The sequence below is a fragment of the Thioalkalivibrio versutus genome (assembly GCF_001020955.1).
Lineage (GTDB): Bacteria > Pseudomonadota > Gammaproteobacteria > Ectothiorhodospirales > Ectothiorhodospiraceae > Thioalkalivibrio > Thioalkalivibrio versutus.
Genome location: NZ_CP011367.1, coordinates 231,080 through 248,028, shown reverse-complemented (window position 1 = coordinate 248,028; position 16,949 = coordinate 231,080). Strand labels below are relative to the sequence as shown.

General features: G+C 66.8%; 12 protein-coding genes. 4 read left to right on the top strand and 8 right to left on the bottom strand.

Annotated features, from left to right (window positions below):
* Window positions 1-230: 230 nt before the first annotated feature.
* From TVD_RS01115 to TVD_RS01105, 3 genes are all read right to left on the bottom strand, one after another.
* Entirely contained in the window at window positions 231-2,414 is a 2,184-nt protein-coding gene (locus TVD_RS01115) for an HAD-IIB family hydrolase (protein ID WP_047250587.1), read from the bottom strand.
* The gene (locus tag TVD_RS01110; RefSeq protein ID WP_018168395.1) at window positions 2,411-3,808 is read right to left on the bottom strand and encodes a glycoside hydrolase 100 family protein; all 1,398 of its coding nucleotides are present in this window, start codon (window positions 3,806-3,808) and stop codon (window positions 2,411-2,413) included. Before TVD_RS01110 ends, TVD_RS01115 begins: the two co-directional genes overlap by 4 nt.
* A 180-nt stretch (window positions 3,809-3,988) precedes the next feature.
* Window positions 3,989-5,071, bottom strand: coding sequence for an EAL domain-containing protein (locus TVD_RS01105; RefSeq protein ID WP_047250586.1), 1,083 nt, complete (start codon window positions 5,069-5,071; stop codon window positions 3,989-3,991).
* 113 nt (window positions 5,072-5,184) lie between these two features.
* Between TVD_RS01105 and msrB the strand changes: the two genes are divergently transcribed.
* From msrB to TVD_RS01090, 3 genes are all read left to right on the top strand, one after another.
* Entirely contained in the window at window positions 5,185-5,583 is a 399-nt protein-coding gene (msrB, locus tag TVD_RS01100) for a peptide-methionine (R)-S-oxide reductase MsrB (RefSeq protein ID WP_047250585.1), read from the top strand.
* A 54-nt stretch (window positions 5,584-5,637) separates the two neighbouring features.
* Entirely contained in the window at window positions 5,638-6,837 is a 1,200-nt protein-coding gene (locus tag TVD_RS01095) for an MFS transporter (RefSeq protein WP_018951830.1), read from the top strand.
* Window positions 6,838-7,126: 289 nt separating this feature from the next.
* The gene (locus tag TVD_RS01090; protein WP_047250584.1) at window positions 7,127-8,080 is read left to right on the top strand and encodes an IS1595 family transposase; all 954 of its coding nucleotides are present in this window, start codon (window positions 7,127-7,129) and stop codon (window positions 8,078-8,080) included.
* A 115-nt stretch (window positions 8,081-8,195) separates the two neighbouring features.
* Here the strand turns inward: TVD_RS01090 and TVD_RS14860 are convergent, their stop codons facing one another.
* From TVD_RS14860 to gshA, 5 genes are all read right to left on the bottom strand, one after another.
* Window positions 8,196-8,402 carry a hypothetical protein gene (locus TVD_RS14860; RefSeq protein ID WP_082119052.1) on the bottom strand — a complete coding sequence of 69 codons (207 nt, stop codon included), beginning with the start codon at window positions 8,400-8,402 and terminating at the stop codon, window positions 8,196-8,198.
* Window positions 8,403-8,778: 376 nt separating this feature from the next.
* Window positions 8,779-11,919, bottom strand: coding sequence for an efflux RND transporter permease subunit (locus TVD_RS01085; RefSeq protein ID WP_047250583.1), 3,141 nt, complete (start codon window positions 11,917-11,919; stop codon window positions 8,779-8,781).
* On the bottom strand, window positions 11,916-13,028 hold the full coding sequence (locus TVD_RS01080; RefSeq protein WP_047250582.1) for an efflux RND transporter periplasmic adaptor subunit: 1,113 nt from the start codon (window positions 13,026-13,028) through the stop codon (window positions 11,916-11,918). Before TVD_RS01080 ends, TVD_RS01085 begins: the two co-directional genes overlap by 4 nt.
* A 76-nt stretch (window positions 13,029-13,104) precedes the next feature.
* Entirely contained in the window at window positions 13,105-14,121 is a 1,017-nt protein-coding gene (locus TVD_RS01075) for a glutathione S-transferase family protein (protein ID WP_019572071.1), read from the bottom strand.
* 149 nt (window positions 14,122-14,270) lie between these two features.
* Entirely contained in the window at window positions 14,271-15,857 is a 1,587-nt protein-coding gene (gene gshA, locus TVD_RS01070; protein ID WP_047250581.1) for a glutamate--cysteine ligase, read from the bottom strand.
* Between the two features lie 175 nt (window positions 15,858-16,032).
* On the opposite strand from gshA, the gene TVD_RS01065 reads away from it, so the two are divergent.
* A complete protein-coding gene (locus TVD_RS01065) occupies window positions 16,033-16,890 on the top strand; it encodes a helix-turn-helix domain-containing protein (RefSeq protein ID WP_047250580.1) in 858 nt (285 codons plus the stop codon).
* Window positions 16,891-16,949: the final 59 nt, after the last annotated feature.

Sequence of the window (16,949 nt, the reverse complement as noted above, 5' to 3'; positions counted from 1 at the left end):
CCTGCCTCACCAGGGCAATCCACCATGAAGCATACGAAGGCACGAAAGGGGACCATGCGCTTCGTGCAGTAAGGGCATGGCCTGGAAGTGATTGGCCGTCCCCGCAAATCCGCAGAGCGAAATGGGTTTGCCGGCAACATCCACCCACTCCGCGATCTTCGAGCCCTCTGTGGCGCAACGGCCTTGGCCCTTCTTCGGGCCTTCCCGCGCTTGGCGCTAGCAAACGCGGGCTATTCTTCGGCCTCGGCGTCGCCCGGGCTTTCGCAGCGGTTGAGGAGGTCGAAGTGCTCGATCCCTTCGAGGAGGCCCCGCGCGTGCGTGGCCCCGGCGAAGAAGATGCGCTGGAAGCCGCGCAGGCTCTCCAGCTCTGGCTGGTGGTTGCCCACCACCGTCCCCAGCAGGCGCCCGCGCAGCATGTCCTCGTCGTTGCCGGAATCGCCGGCGACCAGCACGTGTTCCAGCGGGATGCCCCACTTGTCGGAGAGATAGCGCACCGCCAGGCCCTTGGAGGCGCGCACCGGCAGCAGGTCGAGGAACCGGTCGTGCGAGTAGATCACCCGGGCGTGCAGGTCCTCGCGGTACAGCCGGGTCTCCACCGTCTTCGCATCCAGACTGCCGGGCGGCTCGACGAAAAAGCTGACCTTAAATGCGCGCTGGTCCACATCCGGCTGAAGGACCAGATTTTTCTCCTGCTGCAGACATTCGCGCAGCCGGTCCGGCTCCCAGCGATGACTGATATGGCGCGCCCAGCCGCGATCCTCGGTCTGCTTGGTGCCGTAGTGGATCTCGCTGCCCACCGAGGTGATCCAGACGTCCGGGGTGGGCACGCCATGCTCCTCGAGGATCGCCGCGGCCGAATCGATGCGCCGGCCGGTGGCGACACCAAAGGCAACCCGCTTGCGATTGCGCTTGAGCCAGGCGACGAAGGCACGAGTGGCCTTGTCATCGCCCAGCAGGGTGTTGTCGATGTCGGTGATCACGGCGCGATCCATCTGCGCCAGATGACCGGAGACCCGGCGCTCGTGGTGGCGCTCCTGGCGCACCTCGCGGGTCAGCGACTTCACCAGCTTGACGTATTTCTCGGCGTGGCCGTCCCAGGAATAGTGCTGGCGCACGCCCTTGAGCCCGGCGCGCGAGTAACGCTGCCAGCGCGGACGATCCGCCAGGATGCCCTGGATCGCGTCGGCGATGCCTTCCGGGTCCAGCGGATCGATCAACTGGCCGTTGTGGCAGCGCGAGATGATCTCCTCCGGTCCGCCATCGTTGGTGGCCACGATGGGGGCGCCGCTGGCCGCGGCCTCGATCAGGGTCAGGCCGAAGGGCTCGGTCAGCGCCGGGTTCACGAACACGCCCTTGCTGGAGGCCACCAGGCGGTAGAGATCCGGCACGTCGTCGGAGTCGTGGTGCTTCGGATAGGCCACCAGGCCATGCAGGTCGTGGCGATCGATCCGCAGGAGCAGATCGGTCATGACATCGCGCGCGCCCTTGTCGAGGTCGGCGATGTCGTCACGGTTACCGGCAACGATCAGCAGGTTCGCGTTCTCGCGCAGCCAGTCATTCCCGGCGTAGGCCTCCAACAGGCCGCGGATGTTCTTGCGCTCGTCGGCGCGCGACAGGGCCATGATCAGCGGGCGGTCAGGGGTTTCCAGGAAGCGCCGGACCGCGGCCCAGATCGGCGGCTTGCGCTGGCCCCGTTTCGGCGGATGGAAGCGCGTCAGGTCGGTGCCCGGCGGAATCACCTCCATGCGCTCCGGCTGATAGTTGTCGTAGGTCGCGTACTGTTCGCCAATCTCCTGGCGGGTACTGGCAATCACGCGGTGGGCATGGGCCAGCGCCTCCTCCTCCGCATGAATGCGGGTGGAGATGTTGTAGCGCGCCTCGATGTCGGCATCCGACATCCCGTTCTCGCGCAGACGTTCGCGCTTGACCCGCCCCAGCGAGTGGCCGGTCTGCAGCATCGGCGCGCCCAGCAGGTTCGACAGCTGCACCGCGACATGCCCGGCATCGGCGTAATGTCCGTGGATCACGTCCGGCCGCAGCCCCACCCGCCGGATATGCCCCAGGGCGTTGTCGGCGAAGCAGTCCAGATAGGGCCAGAGCTTCTCCTTGCGCAGGTAGCGCCGCGGGCCGCAGTCCAGACGCACGATATGGGCCCCGTCGCCCAGGTCTTCTTCCGGTTCGGCGTAGTCGGCGGATACCTTGCTGTCGACCACCCGCCGGGTCAGCAGGTCGACCCGGCCAACCTGCGGATGACGGGCCAGGGCCCGTGCCAGCTCGACCACGTAGAGCGTCTGCCCGCCGGTGTCGGCGTCACGGCCCAGCTCCAGCTCCCGTCCGCGGACCAGGCCGTGGACACTGATCAGGACGAGATAAAGGCCTTCACCGTCGCGTGACTTGCTCTGGGTCTTTTTCATGGCACCTCGGGTTCCGGGCTGTCGAACAGGCTGAGGGTCTCGGGGTTGTCGATCAGGCCCTGCGAGACAAGCACCGCGGTCGCCGACCAGGTCTGGCGATAGTTGGCTCGCCGGCCGACCAGACGACCATGGCGCCCGTCGTAGTACTCCGGCCAGTTATCGCGATACAGGCGCTCGGCCGCGACCGCATGCACGCTACGCGCGAGATCCGGCCGCCCGACGCGCAGGGCCGCGCCGGTGAACGCCCACAACAGTGCCGGCCAGTTGCCGCCGTTGTGGTAGGACCACGGGGTGTTCTTGGGATCGGACCCGGTCAGCAGGCGCCACTCCTCGCCCACCATCGCCGGATAGCAGATCTTGACCGGCATGGTCCCGATCAGGTCCTCGAAGCGCTGCTCGAAGGTCTGCATGATCGACCGCGACTGGTGCTCGTCGGCCAGCCCGAACAGCACCGCCAGCAGGTTGCCGAAACTGAAGAAGCGAAAGTCCATGCGCCCGGGGCCGAGGTTGCCGACCAGGTAGCCGCTCTCCGAGGGGATCCAGTCCACCAGCCAGTCGGGGATGCTCTCGGGGTAGATGTTCAGCGAGTTCTCGGACTCGTGGCCGAAGTGCTCGGTGCGATAGCGATGGATATCGTTCAGCCGCTCGAGATCCAGCCAGTAGTAATTGCGAATGTAATCGGACAGCTGCCGCGTACGAATCGCGGACTGCTCGCACAAGAGCTCCGAGTCCTTGTCGCAGGGTTCGAGCATCGCCAGCGAGGCCTTCAGCATCCCGTAGAACAGGGCCTGGATCTCCAGCGGGTGGCCGAACACCCCCATGCGCCGGTCGATCATGAAGCTGCCGTCCGGCACCAGCAGGGTCGGGAAGACCTCGAAACGGTCCTGCAGGCAGATGCTCAGGATCAAGCGGATGCCGCGCTGCACATCGGCACTCTTGATGAAATCGGTATCGCCCGTGCGGTTCTGGTAGGCCCGCAGCAGCAGCACCCACCACATCATCGAGTCGACCGGCGCCACACGCCCGATCGCGCGATCGCCGAAGTCCGCCGCCAGGGACTCGCGCCCGTTCTCGTCGGTGAACACGCGGAAGCTCGCCGGCATCACCCGCGGCAGGCGGCGGTGGCCCTCGATCTCTTCCTGGGTATCGCGGATCTGCAGGATCAGCGCGAGGAAGTCGCGCACCACCTCGGGCTCGTCGTTCAGCAGATAGACCAGCCCCGACGGCACAAAGTCACGGATGAAGCAGTCGGCATAGTTTTCCGCAGGCGCCCGCTCGTCCAGGCTGGCCACCGTGCCCACCGTGCGCCCGCGATAGCGCACCTCGGCATCGTGCAGCAGCTGGTAGGCGGATTCGAGCGTCGGATTGCGGGCGTCGGGCGGGAGCTGATTCATAAACACCGGGTTCAGGGAAACGCTAGTTGATAATGTACTCACTCGCGCGCGAGTCGATTTTGCTTGCAGACACGGCTCGGCGAATGAGGTGAAACCATGCTACATGAGCGCACCGCCGCGCTGGATACGGCCACGCATCGACCGCCTCCTCTTTCACTGGGTCGAGCCGCATCACTCCGATCAGGCCTGCTCGGGGTGACGCGGCAGCGGCGGCTCCGCGGCCGGGCGCGCGAACAGGTAGCCCTGACAGAGATCCACGCGTTCCTTGAGCCAGCGCCACTCGTCCACAGTCTCCACGCCCTCGGCCACCACCCGGATATCCAGATCCTTGGCCAGCTCGATGATCTTTTCGAGGATCTTCTGCTGGTAGATGTCCTGGTCGATCCCGCTGACCAGTTCGCGGTCGATCTTCACGAAATCCGGGCGCAGTTGCGACAGCATGTTGAGCGATGCGTACCCCGCCCCCAGGTCGTCCAGGGCGACCTGGAACCCGGCGCGGCGATAGCGCTCGACGATCCGCGACAGGTGCTCCATGTCGTTGACCTGGTCGCTCTCGATCACCTCGAACACGAAGCCGGCGGGCCCCGGCTGGCCCGGCACGCGTGACATGATCTCGCGCACGGTCGTTTCCAGGCAGAAGGCCGGGTCATAAATCGCGGTCGGGTTGAAGTTGATGAACAGATGGCTACGGACCCCGCGCTCACTGGCCCGACGGATGGCATTGATCCGGGCGGAACGATCCAGATGGAACAGCAGCTCGGCATTCCGCGCCGTCTTGAACAGGTCCAGCGGCGGGATGATGTCGCCGCCCGGTGTGGAGGCGCGCACCAGGGCCTCGTAGGCAAAGACCTCGGTGGGGTTCGCGGCATGCACAATCGGCTGGAAGTGGAAGTCCAGGGTGTCGTTGGCCAGGATCGCCGAGAGATCGCGCGCGTTGTGCCGCGCAATCAGCGTGGACAGCAGATGGGTGTCCTGCAGATGCGCCAGCCCGAAGTCCTCGCCTTCCGGCACGAAGGTCGCGCGGCAACCGGCCTGCTCGGAGCTGCTCAGGGCCTGCTCCAGCCGCACCAGCATCTCGCCCAGCCCGCCGGCACCCTTGACCGGCAGGGCCAGGATGCCCGAGCTCGGCTCTGCGCAGGGCAATTGCTCGTCCACCATGCGTTGGCGCAGGGCCGCGCGGGTGTGCGCCAGCACCGGTGCCAGGTAAAGAGTGCCGGAGGCCGCCGGCAGCAGATCGATACGTTCGCAATCGGGACAACCCACGACCACCTCCAGCGGTCCAGTCTTTGGCCACCCGGCCGAGAACCGGGGATAATCCCGGTCCACCGGAAGACCCATTCTCGGTTCGCAAACAATAGCATCAACCCGGAGATCACATGAGTTCATCCCCACGCCCGACCGACGCCGAACTGCGTGACCGCCTGACACCGGAGCAGTATCACATCGCCCGCGAGGGCGGGACCGAGCGGCCATTTACCGGCGCCTACAACAACCACAAGGCCGACGGCCTCTATCACTGTGCTGCCTGTGGCGCGGCGCTGTTCGATTCAAAGGCCAAGTTCGACTCGGGTAGCGGCTGGCCCAGCTACACGGCCCCCGTATCCGCTGCCGCCGTCGACGAACACCGCGACCGCACCCTGGGAATGGAGCGCACCGAGGTACGCTGTGCCGCCTGCGACTCCCACCTGGGCCACGTCTTCCCGGACGGTCCGGAACCCACCGGGTTGCGCTACTGCATCAACTCGGCGGTGCTCGAGTTCCATCCGCGCGGCTGACCCAGTTACCCGAACCGGGCCATGAGGCCCGGGCCCAATGCCGAAGGGAATCTCATGCCCGGCCAGACCACCCCGCGCGAGCGCGCGAACGTCCTGATCCTTGCCCTCGGCCAGGCCCTGTTCCTGATCGCCGCGGTCACCGTGATGACCCTGAGCGGCGTGGTCGGCGAGCGCCTGGCCAGCGACCCGTCGCTGGCCACCCTGCCGGTCGCCGCGATGATGATCGGGACCCTGGTCATCACCCTGCCGGCGTCGCTGTTCATGAAACGCTTCGGAAGGCGCACAGGCTTCCTGCTGGGGGCGGGTGTCGGCGGCTTCGGCGGGGCGGCAATCGCCGCGGTCGGGGTATTCGCCGAGGCCTTCTGGATCTTCGTGCTCGGCAATCTCCTGCTGGGCGCCTACCAGGCCTTCGCGATGTACTACCGTTTCGCCGCGGCGGATGTGGCCAGCGACGCCTTCCGCCCGCGCGCCATCTCGCTCGTTATGGCCGGGGGCGTGGCCGCGGCCTTCCTCGGCCCGTGGAACGCCCACCATGCCCAGGCCCTGCTGCCACAGACGCCGGAAGCCGGTCCCTACCTTCTGCTCGGGGCACTGGCCCTGCTGGCCATGCTGCTGCTGGCCTGGCTGCGCGTACCAGCACCCCCGGCAGCAGAACGTGCCATATCCCGCCCCCTGCGCGAGATCATGCCCCGGGGCCGCTTCGTCGTTGCGCTGACGACGGCCGCCCTGGGCTACGCGGTGATGATCCTGCTGATGACCGCAACCCCGCTGGCCATGCGCCAGGCCGGCTTCGACATGGGCCAGGTCGCCCTGGTGATGCAGTGGCACGTGCTCGGGATGTTCGCGCCATCCTTCGTCACCGGCCATCTGATCACGCGATTCGGGCTTACCCGCGTGCTCGCAATGGGCAACGCCCTGGTGCTTTTCAGTGTCGCCATCGCCGCGCATGGCGAGACGCTGGCGCACTTCTGGCTGGCGTTGTTCCTGCTGGGGGTCGGCTGGAACTTTCTGTTCATCGGCGGTAGCACCCTGCTCACCACGACCCATACGGCCGGCGAAAAGGGCAAGGTCCAGGGCGTGAACGACCTGACGGTGTTCACCCTGGTCGCCGCCGGTTCGTTGCTGGCCGGTGCGCTACTGCGACCGCTGGGCTGGGATGGCCTGAACCTGGCGATGCTACCGGTGATCGCGGTACTGACCGTCGCCATCCTCTGGCTCTGGCGCGACGACGCCCACGCCCCGGAACGCGCCTGACCGGTCCATTCCCGCCGACCACGCTCGTCCTCCCGCCGTGCGGTCCGCGATCATGGCGCATCATCGGGTGTTTAAGGTGGCTTCGGTCTGCCACCTGCCATGTTGTGGCAGGCCCCGGTTCGTCATCGGTGTTTACGTGCCTTCGTCCGGCCGCCTGCCGAGCGCTGACTCGCCAGCGCGCCGCGAGGTACTTTCTTGCTCCTGATTAGCGACGAGAGTCAGCCAGGCTCACTGGGTGAGCCACCCCCGGGCGTACGCTGAGGCTACACAGTGAGCGGGGAGTGGCCTCATGGCGCAGAATCGGATTCAGTTTCAGCCGGGGATGTCGTTGCCGGCATTCATCGCCCAGTACGGCACCGAGGCCCAGTGCGAGGCGGCGCTGGAGCGGGCCCGATGGCCGGCCGGCTTCCGCTGCCCGCGTTGCGGGTGCCAAGCCCACTGCGTCCTGCACGGCAGCCCGCGCAAGATGTTTCAGTGCAACGCCTGTCGGCATCAGGCCTCGCTGATCGCCGGCACCGTAATGCAGGGAACGAAGCTGCCCCTGACCACCTGGTTTCTGGCCATCCATCTGCTCAGCCAGGCCAAGACGGGGCTCTCGGCGCTGGCGCTCAAACGCCAGCTGGGCGTCAGCTACCGCACGGCCTGGGCCCTGCAACACAAGCTGATGCAGGCGATGACCGAGCGGGAAGCGCGCTATGGCCTCAGTGGCACCGTGCAACTGGACGATGCCTACCTGGGTGGCGAGCGCACCGGCGGCAAGGCCGGCCGCGGGTCGGAGAACAAGGTTCCGTTCGTCGCGGCCGTGTCGCTCAGCGACGCGGGGCATCCCCTGCGGGTTAAGTTGACCCCAGTCACGGGCTTCAGCTTCCACGCCGTTACCGAATGGGCGCGGGCCTATCTGGCTCCGGGAAGCACGGTTCACTCCGATGGCCTGGCGTGCTTCCGCGCCGTCGCAAGGGCCGACTGCCGGCACCAGCCGACGGTCGTGGCCGGGCGCAAACCCCAGGATCTTCCCGAATTCCAATGGATCAACACCGTGCTCGGCAACCTCAAGACCAGCCTCAGCGGGAGCTACCATGCATTTGCGTTCGCCAAGTACGCGGCCCGTTACCTCGCGGCATTCGCCTACCGCTTCAACCGACGCTTTGATCTGGCGACGTTGCCGGCGCGACTGCTGGTCGCCGCCGTGCACTGCCGGCCCGTGCCCGAGCGGGTTCTGCGACTGGCTGACTCTCGTTGCTAATCAGGTTCTTGCTTGCCCAAGAAAGTACCCTTCGAGGCGCACCCGGATTCCGCCCGGGAACCTTGCTCCAGGGCCCTCGGGCCGGCGGCGCTGAACTCGCTGCGCTGCGCTTCGCTCAGACATCCAGCGCCTTCTCCCGGCCCGAGGACCCTTCCGCAAGGGGCTCCATACGGGAGGGGGAGGTCAAAACCGAACGTATCCCCACGCTTCTGCCTAACCATAGGCATCGCCGCCCGAACACCCCCGGCGCCCGCTTCGCGGGCGCGGCACGCCATGGCCGAAGGCCGAGCGTGCCGAAGATGCTCGAAGACCTAGCCATCATCCACTGGCAAGAACGCTGGGATCGCCGTTGTTTGGACCTTCCTCCCCGTTGTCGTCGCGCCGAGTGGAGAGGCTTTTCGCGGGAGAAAAGGCGCTGGATGTCTGAGCGGAGCCGCAGGCGTAGCGAGTTCAGCGCCGCCCGCGAAAAGCCTCGGAGCGAGGGAAACCCCGGTCCGCGCAGCGGGCCGGGGTCGCGGCAGTCGGGCGTGTTTCTTGGGTACTTCTTTGCACGAGCAAAGAAGTACCTCGCGGTGCGCTCGCGAGAGAGCGCGTGGCAGGCGGTCAGACGAAGGCACGTAAACACCGGAGGATGAACCAAGCCTAGCCACAACCGTCGCCGGCAGCAGTCCGCAGCCGTCTGCCGAAATCCTGAGCGATCAGGACGAGGCGCGGGCGCCCCGACGCTCGCCATCGACGTCCTCGACCTCGGCGTCGAGGTCGTGCAGGCGGCGGGTGGTCGCCAGCGGCGAGGTCGTGCCGCGGGCGACCAGGCGGTAGGCCGCCGGGATCACGAACAGCGTGAACAGCGTGGCGAACAACACCCCGGAGAACACCGCCACCCCGATCACGAAGCGCGTCTCCTCACCCGGACCAGAAGCCAGAATCAGCGGGATCGAACCGGCCACGGTGGTCAGCGCGGTCATCAGCACCGGACGCAGGCGCATACGCGAGGCCTCGAGGATCGCGGTGTCGAAGTCGCGCCCGCGATCGCGCAGCTGGTTGGCGAACTCCACGATCAGGATGCCGTTCTTCGCTGCCAGCCCGATCAGCATGACCATGCCGATCTGGCTGTAGATGTTCAGTGTCTGACCGGTGACCGTCAGCCCGATCAGCGCCCCGACCACCGCCAGCGGTACGGTCAGCATGATCACCAACGGGTGCACGAAGCTCTCGAACTGCGCCGCCAGGACCAGGAACACCACCAGCAGGGCCAGCGCGAACACGAACAGGATCGCCTCGGAGCCGGTGCGCAGGTCCAGCGACTCGCCCTTGTAGTCGATCCCGGCCTCGGCCGGCAGCAGCTCGGCCGCCTTCGCATCCAGGGCGTCCAGGGCCTCGCCCAGGGTCATGCCGTCACGCAACCCGGCGGTCAGGGTCACCGCGCGCGAACGGTTGTAGCGCTCCAGCGACGACGGGCCGGCCTGCTCCTCGTAGGTCACCAGGCTGGACAGCGGCACCATCGAGCCAGAGCTTGAGCGCACGTAGAGGTTGTCGATATCCCCGGGCGTGCGGCGCTGGTCGGCCAGACCCTCGATGATGACGTCGTATTCCTCACCACGGTCGACAAAGGTGGTCACGTCGCGGCCGCCCAGCACGATGTCCAGCGTGCGCCCGACATCGCGCATGGAAACGCCCAGGTCCCCGGCCCGATCCCGGTCCAGACGCACGTTGAGCTGCGGCTGGGTGGGTTCGTAGTCCAGGTCCACGCGGGTCAGGCCGTCGATGCCCTCGGCGGCCTCGCGCATGATCTCGCCCCATTCCTCGAGCTGATCGTAGTCCGGCCCGGAGATGACAAACTGCACCGGCGGACCGATACGGCCACTCGAGAGCCCCTGACGCATGATCACCCGCGCCTCGACTCCCGGCATCTCGTCGATGATGCCGCGGATCTGGTTGATGACCTCCTGGCCCGAGACGTCACGGTCATCCCAGTGCTCCAGGATCGCGATCACGAAGCCATTGTTCATCAGCTCCGAACCACCAAAACCGCGCGGCGTGCGAACCAGTGCACGGCGAATCGGGCCATCCTCGATCAACGGCTGGATGCGTGCCTCGACCTCGGCCATCTGCCGGCTCATGTACTCGAAGTTGGCACCCTCGGGGCCATCCACCAGCACGAAGAAAGATCCGCGGTCCTCCTGCGGGGCAAATTCTTCGGGCAGTTCCGCGAACAGGTACCAGCCGCCCACCAACACGGCGGCGAGGAGCGGCAAGACCAGCCAGGAGCCCTTGAGCCCCTTCGCCAGTATCCGACCGTAGCCGGCCTCCAGCGCGGCAAAGCCGCGGCCGATATAACGCGCCACGCCGGTCTCGTCGTCGCCCTTGTGCATGAGGCGCCCGGCCAGCACGGGGGCCAGGGTCAGTGCCACGATGCTGGAGAAAAACACGGCAATGGCCATGGCGATGGCGAACTCGGTGAACAGCCGGCCCACCGTGCCGTCGAGGAAGGCCAGCGGCACGAATACCGCGATCAACACGGAGGTCGTCGCGACGATCGCGAAGCCCACCTGCCCGGCGCCGCGATAGGCCGCCAGCAACCCCGGCTCGCCGCGCTCGATGCGCCGGTGGATGTTCTCCAGCATCACGATCGCGTCATCCACGACCAGGCCGACCGCCAGCACCAGCGCCAGCAGGGTGAGCAGGTTGACCGAGAATCCGAACAGGCTGATGCCGATGAAGGCCGCGGTGATCGCCACCGGGACGGTGACCGCCGGGATCAGGGTCGCGCGCCAGCTGCCCAGGAACAGGTAGATCACGAACACCACGGCCGCGGTCGCCACCGCCAGGGTGATGTAGACCTCGCGGATCGCGCCTTCGATGAACACCGATTCGTCGTAGGTGGTCACCAGCGAGGTACCCTCCGGCAGGGAGCCCTGCAGGCTGGCCGCCATGGCCTTCACGCCGTTGGCCACCTCCAGCACGTTGGCGTTGGACTGGCGGATGATCCCCAGCCCGATCATGTCCTCGCCATTGCCGCGGAACTCGCTGCGCTCGGTATCCGCCCCCACGTTCACCTCGGCGACATCGCCCAGGCGCACCAGTTGTCCGCCCTCGCCTCGCTTCAGCACCAGACCGGAGAAATCCTCGGGCGTGCGGTACTGGCGTTCCACGCGTACGGTGAACTCGCGCTCCAGCGAATCCAGGCGCCCGGCGGGCAGTTCCACGTTTTCCTGCTGCAAGGCGTCAGCGATGTCGGTCACGGTCAGCTCGCGCGCGGCGAGGGCCTCGCGGTCGACCCAGATGCGCATCGCGTAACTGCGGGCGCCGCCCCGGCGCACCAGCCCCACGCCATCCACTACCGAGAGGCGGTCGATCAGGTTGCGCTCGGCGTAGTCCGCAAGCTCCAGCGCATCCATCGTGGTGCTGGCAAGGTTCAGCCACAGGATCGGGTTGGAATCAGCATCCGCCTTGGTCACCTCGGGCGGGTCGACTTCGTCGGGCAGATCGCCCAGTACCCGGCTGACCGCCTCGCGCACGTCATTCGCGGCGGCGTCGATGTCGCGACTCAGATTGAACTCGATGGTGATGCGCGAGCGCCCGTCCTCGCTGGAGGACTGCATGAAACGGATCCCCTCGATCCCCGCGATGCGGTCCTCGATCCGCTGGGTCACCTCGCGCTCGATGATCTCGCCACTGGCGCCCGGATAGATGGTGTCCACCGACACCACCGGCGGATCGACATCGGGATACTCGCGCAGAGGAAGGCTGTCGTAGGCGATCAGGCCGAAGGTGATCAGCAGCAGGTTGAAGACAATCGCCAGCACCGGCCGGCGATTGGCGACGTCCGAGATAATCATGTGTCGGCCCCGGCCTCGCCGTTGCCGTTATCGGAATCCGGTACGCGCGGCGGGAGCACTCGTACTTCGCGCCCGTCACGGACCCGCGAGACCCCTTCGGAGACCACGGTATCCCCCGGCTCCAGGCCATCCAGCACCTCGGCGTAGCCCGGGTCGCGGCGGCCAATACGGATGCGCACGCGCTCCACCGTGCCGTCGTCGCGCAGCCGGAACACGAAGTGCTGATCGGCGACCTGCTGGATGGCACCCTCCGGCACCCCCGGGCGTTCGACCGGGTCCAGCGGCAGACGGATGTTTACCAGCATGCCGGGGCGCAGCAATAGATCGGGATTCTCGACCAGGGCGCGCACGGTCAGGGTACGGGTAGCCACGTCCAGACGATTGCTGACCGCCGCCACCTGCCCCGCGAACTCTCCGCTCGCGCTGCGGCCCGCTACTTCCATACCCAGACCGATGGCGGCGGCATGGCGCTCGGGCACGGCGAAATCGACTTTCACCACCGATACATCATCCAGCTCCACGATCGCGGTACCCGGACTCACCAGGGAGCCGGGGCTGACCTGGCGCAAGCCCAAACGGCCGCTGAACGGGGCCCGGATCACCCGGTTCGCAACCCGCGCCTCCGCGGCGGCCAGACGGGCCTCGGCCTCGTTCAGCCGCGATCGCTGCTGATCCACCTGCTGCTGCGTGACCACGCCATCGGCCACCCGGTCGCGCACACGGTCCAGTTCGCGCCGGGCCTCGTCCACCTGCACGCGGATCTCGCGCAGGGCGGCGCGTTCTTCGTCGGCGTCCAGGCGCACCAGCACGTCTCCGGCCTCGACCGCATCGCCATCATCGAACAGGATTTCGACCACACGCTCGGTCACGCTCGCGGTCACCACGACCGACTCGTTGGCCTCCACCGTGCCCAGGGATTCGACCATGGTCTCGAAGGTGCGCGGAGCCACCTCGCTGACCCGCACCGGCGTGCGCTCGTCGCGTTGGGACGCGGCGGGGGCATCGCCTCCCTCGTCACGGGCGCCATGCTCGGGGCCGAACGCAAACCAGGCCGCGGCCACGATCGCCACAACCAGGACCAGCCCCAGGAACCCGCCTATCGCCTTCACTTGCCTTTCCCCCGACACGAATGCGGCCCGGCATCTAGCCGGGCCACGGTTGAACGTCCCAACAGTGTAACGACCGTCACGTTTCGTCGACGTTCCGCAACGCGGCCGGCAGGTCGCCCAGGGGGCGGCCATGCGGCCGGGTGTAGTCAATCATTGGACCCTTCGGCACGATGCCGCTGGGATTCAGCATCGGGTGACTGCCGTAGTAATGCGCCTTGATGTGGTCCATGCGCACCGTCTCGGCCACCCCCGGGCGCTGGTACAGCATGCGCAGATAGGCGGAGAGGTTCGGGAAGTCCAGCAGCCGCTGGCGATTGCACTTGAAATGGCTGTAGTACACCGGATCGAAGCGCAGCAGCGTGGTGAACAGCCGCCAGTCGGCCTCGGTCAGTCGCTCGCCGACCAGGAACGGCTGGCGTGCCAGACGCTCCTCCAGCCAGTCCAGGGTCTCGAACAGACGGTCGAAGGCCGCCTCGTAGGCCTTCTGGCTGGTCGCGAAGCCGCTGCGATACACCCCGTTGTTCACGTTCTCGTAGACCCGCTCGTTGACCGCATGGATCTCCTCGCGCAGATCTTCCGGATAGAAATCCAGGGTGTTGCCGGTAATGCCGTCGAACGCGCTGTTGAACATGCGCACCATGTCCAGCGACTCGTTGTTCACGATGCGGTCGGTCTGGGTGTCGAACAGCGCCGGCACGGTGATGATGCCGGTGTAGTTTGGATCGGTACGGGTGTAGAGCTCGTGCATGTAGCGCGAGCCGTGCACCCGGTCCCCGGTGCAACCGTCGCAGTCATCAAACGACCAGCCGGCGTCACCCATGTAGTGGTGCACCACCGAAACCCCGATATGCGGCTCCAGACCCTTCAGTTTGCGCAGGATCAGCGTGCGGTGTGCCCAGGGGCAGGCGTAGGAGACATACAGGTGATAGCGCCCTGACTCGGCCGGATACCCGCCGTCACCCATCGGGCCCGGCGAACCATCCCTGGTGACGTAGTTACGGTACTGCTGGTCCTGGCGCACGAACTCGCCGCTCTCGTCCGACTCTTCTTCCAGCCAGCCCTCGCGCAATTCACCGTTGATCAAAAGACTCATGCCATGCTCCTGCCGTCTGTGCCCGACACCGAATGCGCGCACGCCTCAACGGCTGAATGTATGTGATAGCCCGATCATCCCATCGATTTTATCGAAGATAAATCGCGTTAAATGCGGTCGACCGTTCTACAAAATCGAACGAATCCGGTTCAGGAGGCCCGCAGGGTGCCGTCGAAATAGCGCGTCAGGAAGGTATCGAAATCCAGCTCGTCCGCCTGCTCGATGGCCGCCTGATCGGCCAGGCTCTCGCGGGCCAGGGCCTCCAGCGTCTCGGCGCGCGGCAGCGGCCCGTTCAAGCGAAAGGCCTCGCGGTGCTGGGCCGACAGGCGACGCGCGTAGGAGTAGAACCCCTCCTCGCGCGCCATCATGTCTTCCAGCATGCGCGCGGACGGGGTCAGATCCGCCTGCTCGACCTTGCCCCACTGCTCACTGAGCGCCCGGCGGTAGGGGTCACCCGGCAATTCCTGATCCAGAACGGCCGCCACCGGTCGCATCAGCGCCAGCAGCTCGCGCGCCCAGGCCTGGAGCGCAACGCTCTCGCCCCCCCGGCGCAGCTCAAGGCCCGGGCGACGCCCGTAATGCGCGACGTCCAGCAGGTTGCGGTCGATCGCGTCCAGCTCGCCGTCGGCCAGCAGCGGGCTTGGCTGCAGCAGACAGGCCAGCGCGAACACCTCGAGAAAACGCAGCTGGGTCTCGTCCACCCCCAGTGGGTGCTGGGCGTTGATGTCCACCGAGCGCAGTTCGACGTATTCGATGCCCCGCGCCTCCAGGGCGTCGGTCGGCTTCTCGAAACGCTCCAGCGGCTGCTTGGGCCGCACGGTGGAGTAGTACTCGTTCTCGATCTGCAGGATGTTGGCATTCAGCTGGCGATACTCGCCATCCACCTTCACCCCGATGTGTTCCCACTCGGGGCTGGGGGTATTGATCGCACAGCGCAGGGAGTCGACATAGCCGGCCAGCGAGTTGTAGTCCGCCTTGATGCCGGTGTCCGCCTCCTTGCGGTTGGTGTAACCGATATCGCCCATGCGCAGGCTGGTGGCATGCGGCAGATAGGAGGTGTCGTCGTCGAAGTCCTCCAGCACCGCGCCGTGGCCTTCGAGAAAGGAGTTGCAGACCGCCGGCGACGCCCCGAACAGATAGGGCACCAGCCAGCCAAAGCGCAGCAGGTTGCGGATCATCCCCATCATGCGCTCGTCGCGGAAGGCGCGGCCGTCGGGCGCACCGAGCACCTCCGCCAGGGCCGGCCAGAATTCCGGGCGCGGGGAGTAATTGAAGTGGACCCCGGCGATCACCTGCATCTTGCGTCCGTAGCGGTGCCCGAGACCGATGCGGTAAACGGTCTTCATGCGCCCGGCGTTGGAGGTACCGTACTGCGCGACCGGAATCGCATTGTCATCGGCCGTCACACAGGGCATGGAGGTCGACCACAGGGTCTCGTCGCCGACGTTGGCGGCGGCGAAGGCCTGCAGGTCGTGCAGGAAGCCGAGGGTCTCGCGTACATCCTCGAACGGCGGCGTCACCAGTTCCAGCAGCGCCTCGGAGTAATCCGTGGTGATGTATGGATGCGTCAGCGCGGATCCCAGCGCGGCCGGGTGCGGCGTAAGCGCCGGCGAGCCTTCCGGCCCGACCCTCAGGGTCTCCTTTTCCAGCCCGATCTGCCCGTGCAACCCGACACCCGCCAGCGCCTCGGCCAGCTGGTGCGTCAGATCCTGCAGCTTGCGCTCGTCCGTACTCACGTGATGGTAACCCTGCGGTCATCGAAACCCGGCGAACATACCCGAATGCAGCGCCACGGTCACATACGACCCGGCGCGGTCCGCGAGGTTCGTGCGACGCCTGCACCGCAAGCGTTTCCCAAATGGCCTATAACAAAGTTGCGGGGTACACGGAATGCTGCAACGTTCATCCAGCATGCTCGACTTCTTCGCCCGGGGACGTGACGCGCCGTTCCTGGAGGAGGCCCGTGCGCGACCCGATCTCCCGGTGCCGATGATCGAGAACGCGCACCCGGCCGGCCACCTGAGCACCCCGCCAGTCTGCGAACTGATGCTGAGCCAGTCCGTGGGCGCCCCCTTTCGCTACCACTGTGACATCGGGGCCGGTCCGTTCTCCGGTTGCGCCGGCCCGCGCGAATTCGTGGTGATCGCCCCGCAGGTCGCGGGACGCTGCCATATGCGGGACCCGGCACGCATGCGGTTTTTCGGCATCCCGCCCGAGCTGGCCCGGGACTGCCTGGAGCGCGACCCCGGCGATCCGCTGGACTTTGGCCACCTGCATACCCGCCACCACCGGGACCCCCTGATCACCCAGGCCCTGGATGCCCTGTGGCAGGAGATGGGCCGCGACGACCCGGCCGCGCAACTGTTCGTCGAGAGCATGCTCGCCGTTCTGGTTGTGCGCCTGGCCCGCATGGCCGAACATGACCGGGACCTGGACAGGCGCCGGGGCGGCCTGGCACCGCACCAGTCGGCACGGGTGATTGACTACATGCAATGCCACCTGGATGAGCGCATCACCCTGCGCGATCTGGCGGCCCTGACCGGACTCTCGCCCTGGCACTTCGCGCGCGCCTTTCGCGATACGCACGGCCTGCCACCGCATCGCTATCTCACGCGCCTGCGCGTGGAGCGCGCCCGCGACCTGCTGACCCGAACATCACTGAGCATCACCGAGATCGCTGCCGCGACCGGGTACTCCCCGCAACAGCTGGTCCGCCATTTCCGCCAGGCCCTGGGTGTCGCCCCCGCGGCGTACCGGCGCCTGCATTAAAACGGATCCATGCGCCCCTGAACTCCACCGCAAGATTCGCCCCACCCCCGCAAGATCGT

Excerpts from the sequence above, each read along its gene's own strand:
- TVD_RS01115 (WP_047250587.1), bottom strand. The coding sequence starts at position 2,414 with ATGAAAAAGACCCAGAGCAAGTCACGCGACGGTGAAGGCCTTTATCTC.
- TVD_RS01110 (WP_018168395.1), bottom strand. The coding sequence starts at position 3,808 with ATGAATCAGCTCCCGCCCGACGCCCGCAATCCGACGCTCGAATCCGCC.
- msrB (WP_047250585.1), top strand. The coding sequence starts at position 5,185 with ATGAGTTCATCCCCACGCCCGACCGACGCCGAACTGCGTGACCGCCTG.
- TVD_RS01095 (WP_018951830.1), top strand. The coding sequence starts at position 5,638 with ATGCCCGGCCAGACCACCCCGCGCGAGCGCGCGAACGTCCTGATCCTT.
- TVD_RS01090 (WP_047250584.1), top strand. The coding sequence starts at position 7,127 with ATGGCGCAGAATCGGATTCAGTTTCAGCCGGGGATGTCGTTGCCGGCA.
- TVD_RS14860 (WP_082119052.1), bottom strand. The coding sequence starts at position 8,402 with ATGATGGCTAGGTCTTCGAGCATCTTCGGCACGCTCGGCCTTCGGCCA.
- TVD_RS01085 (WP_047250583.1), bottom strand. The coding sequence starts at position 11,919 with ATGATTATCTCGGACGTCGCCAATCGCCGGCCGGTGCTGGCGATTGTC.
- TVD_RS01075 (WP_019572071.1), bottom strand. The coding sequence starts at position 14,121 with ATGAGTCTTTTGATCAACGGTGAATTGCGCGAGGGCTGGCTGGAAGAA.
- TVD_RS01065 (WP_047250580.1), top strand. The coding sequence starts at position 16,033 with ATGCTCGACTTCTTCGCCCGGGGACGTGACGCGCCGTTCCTGGAGGAG.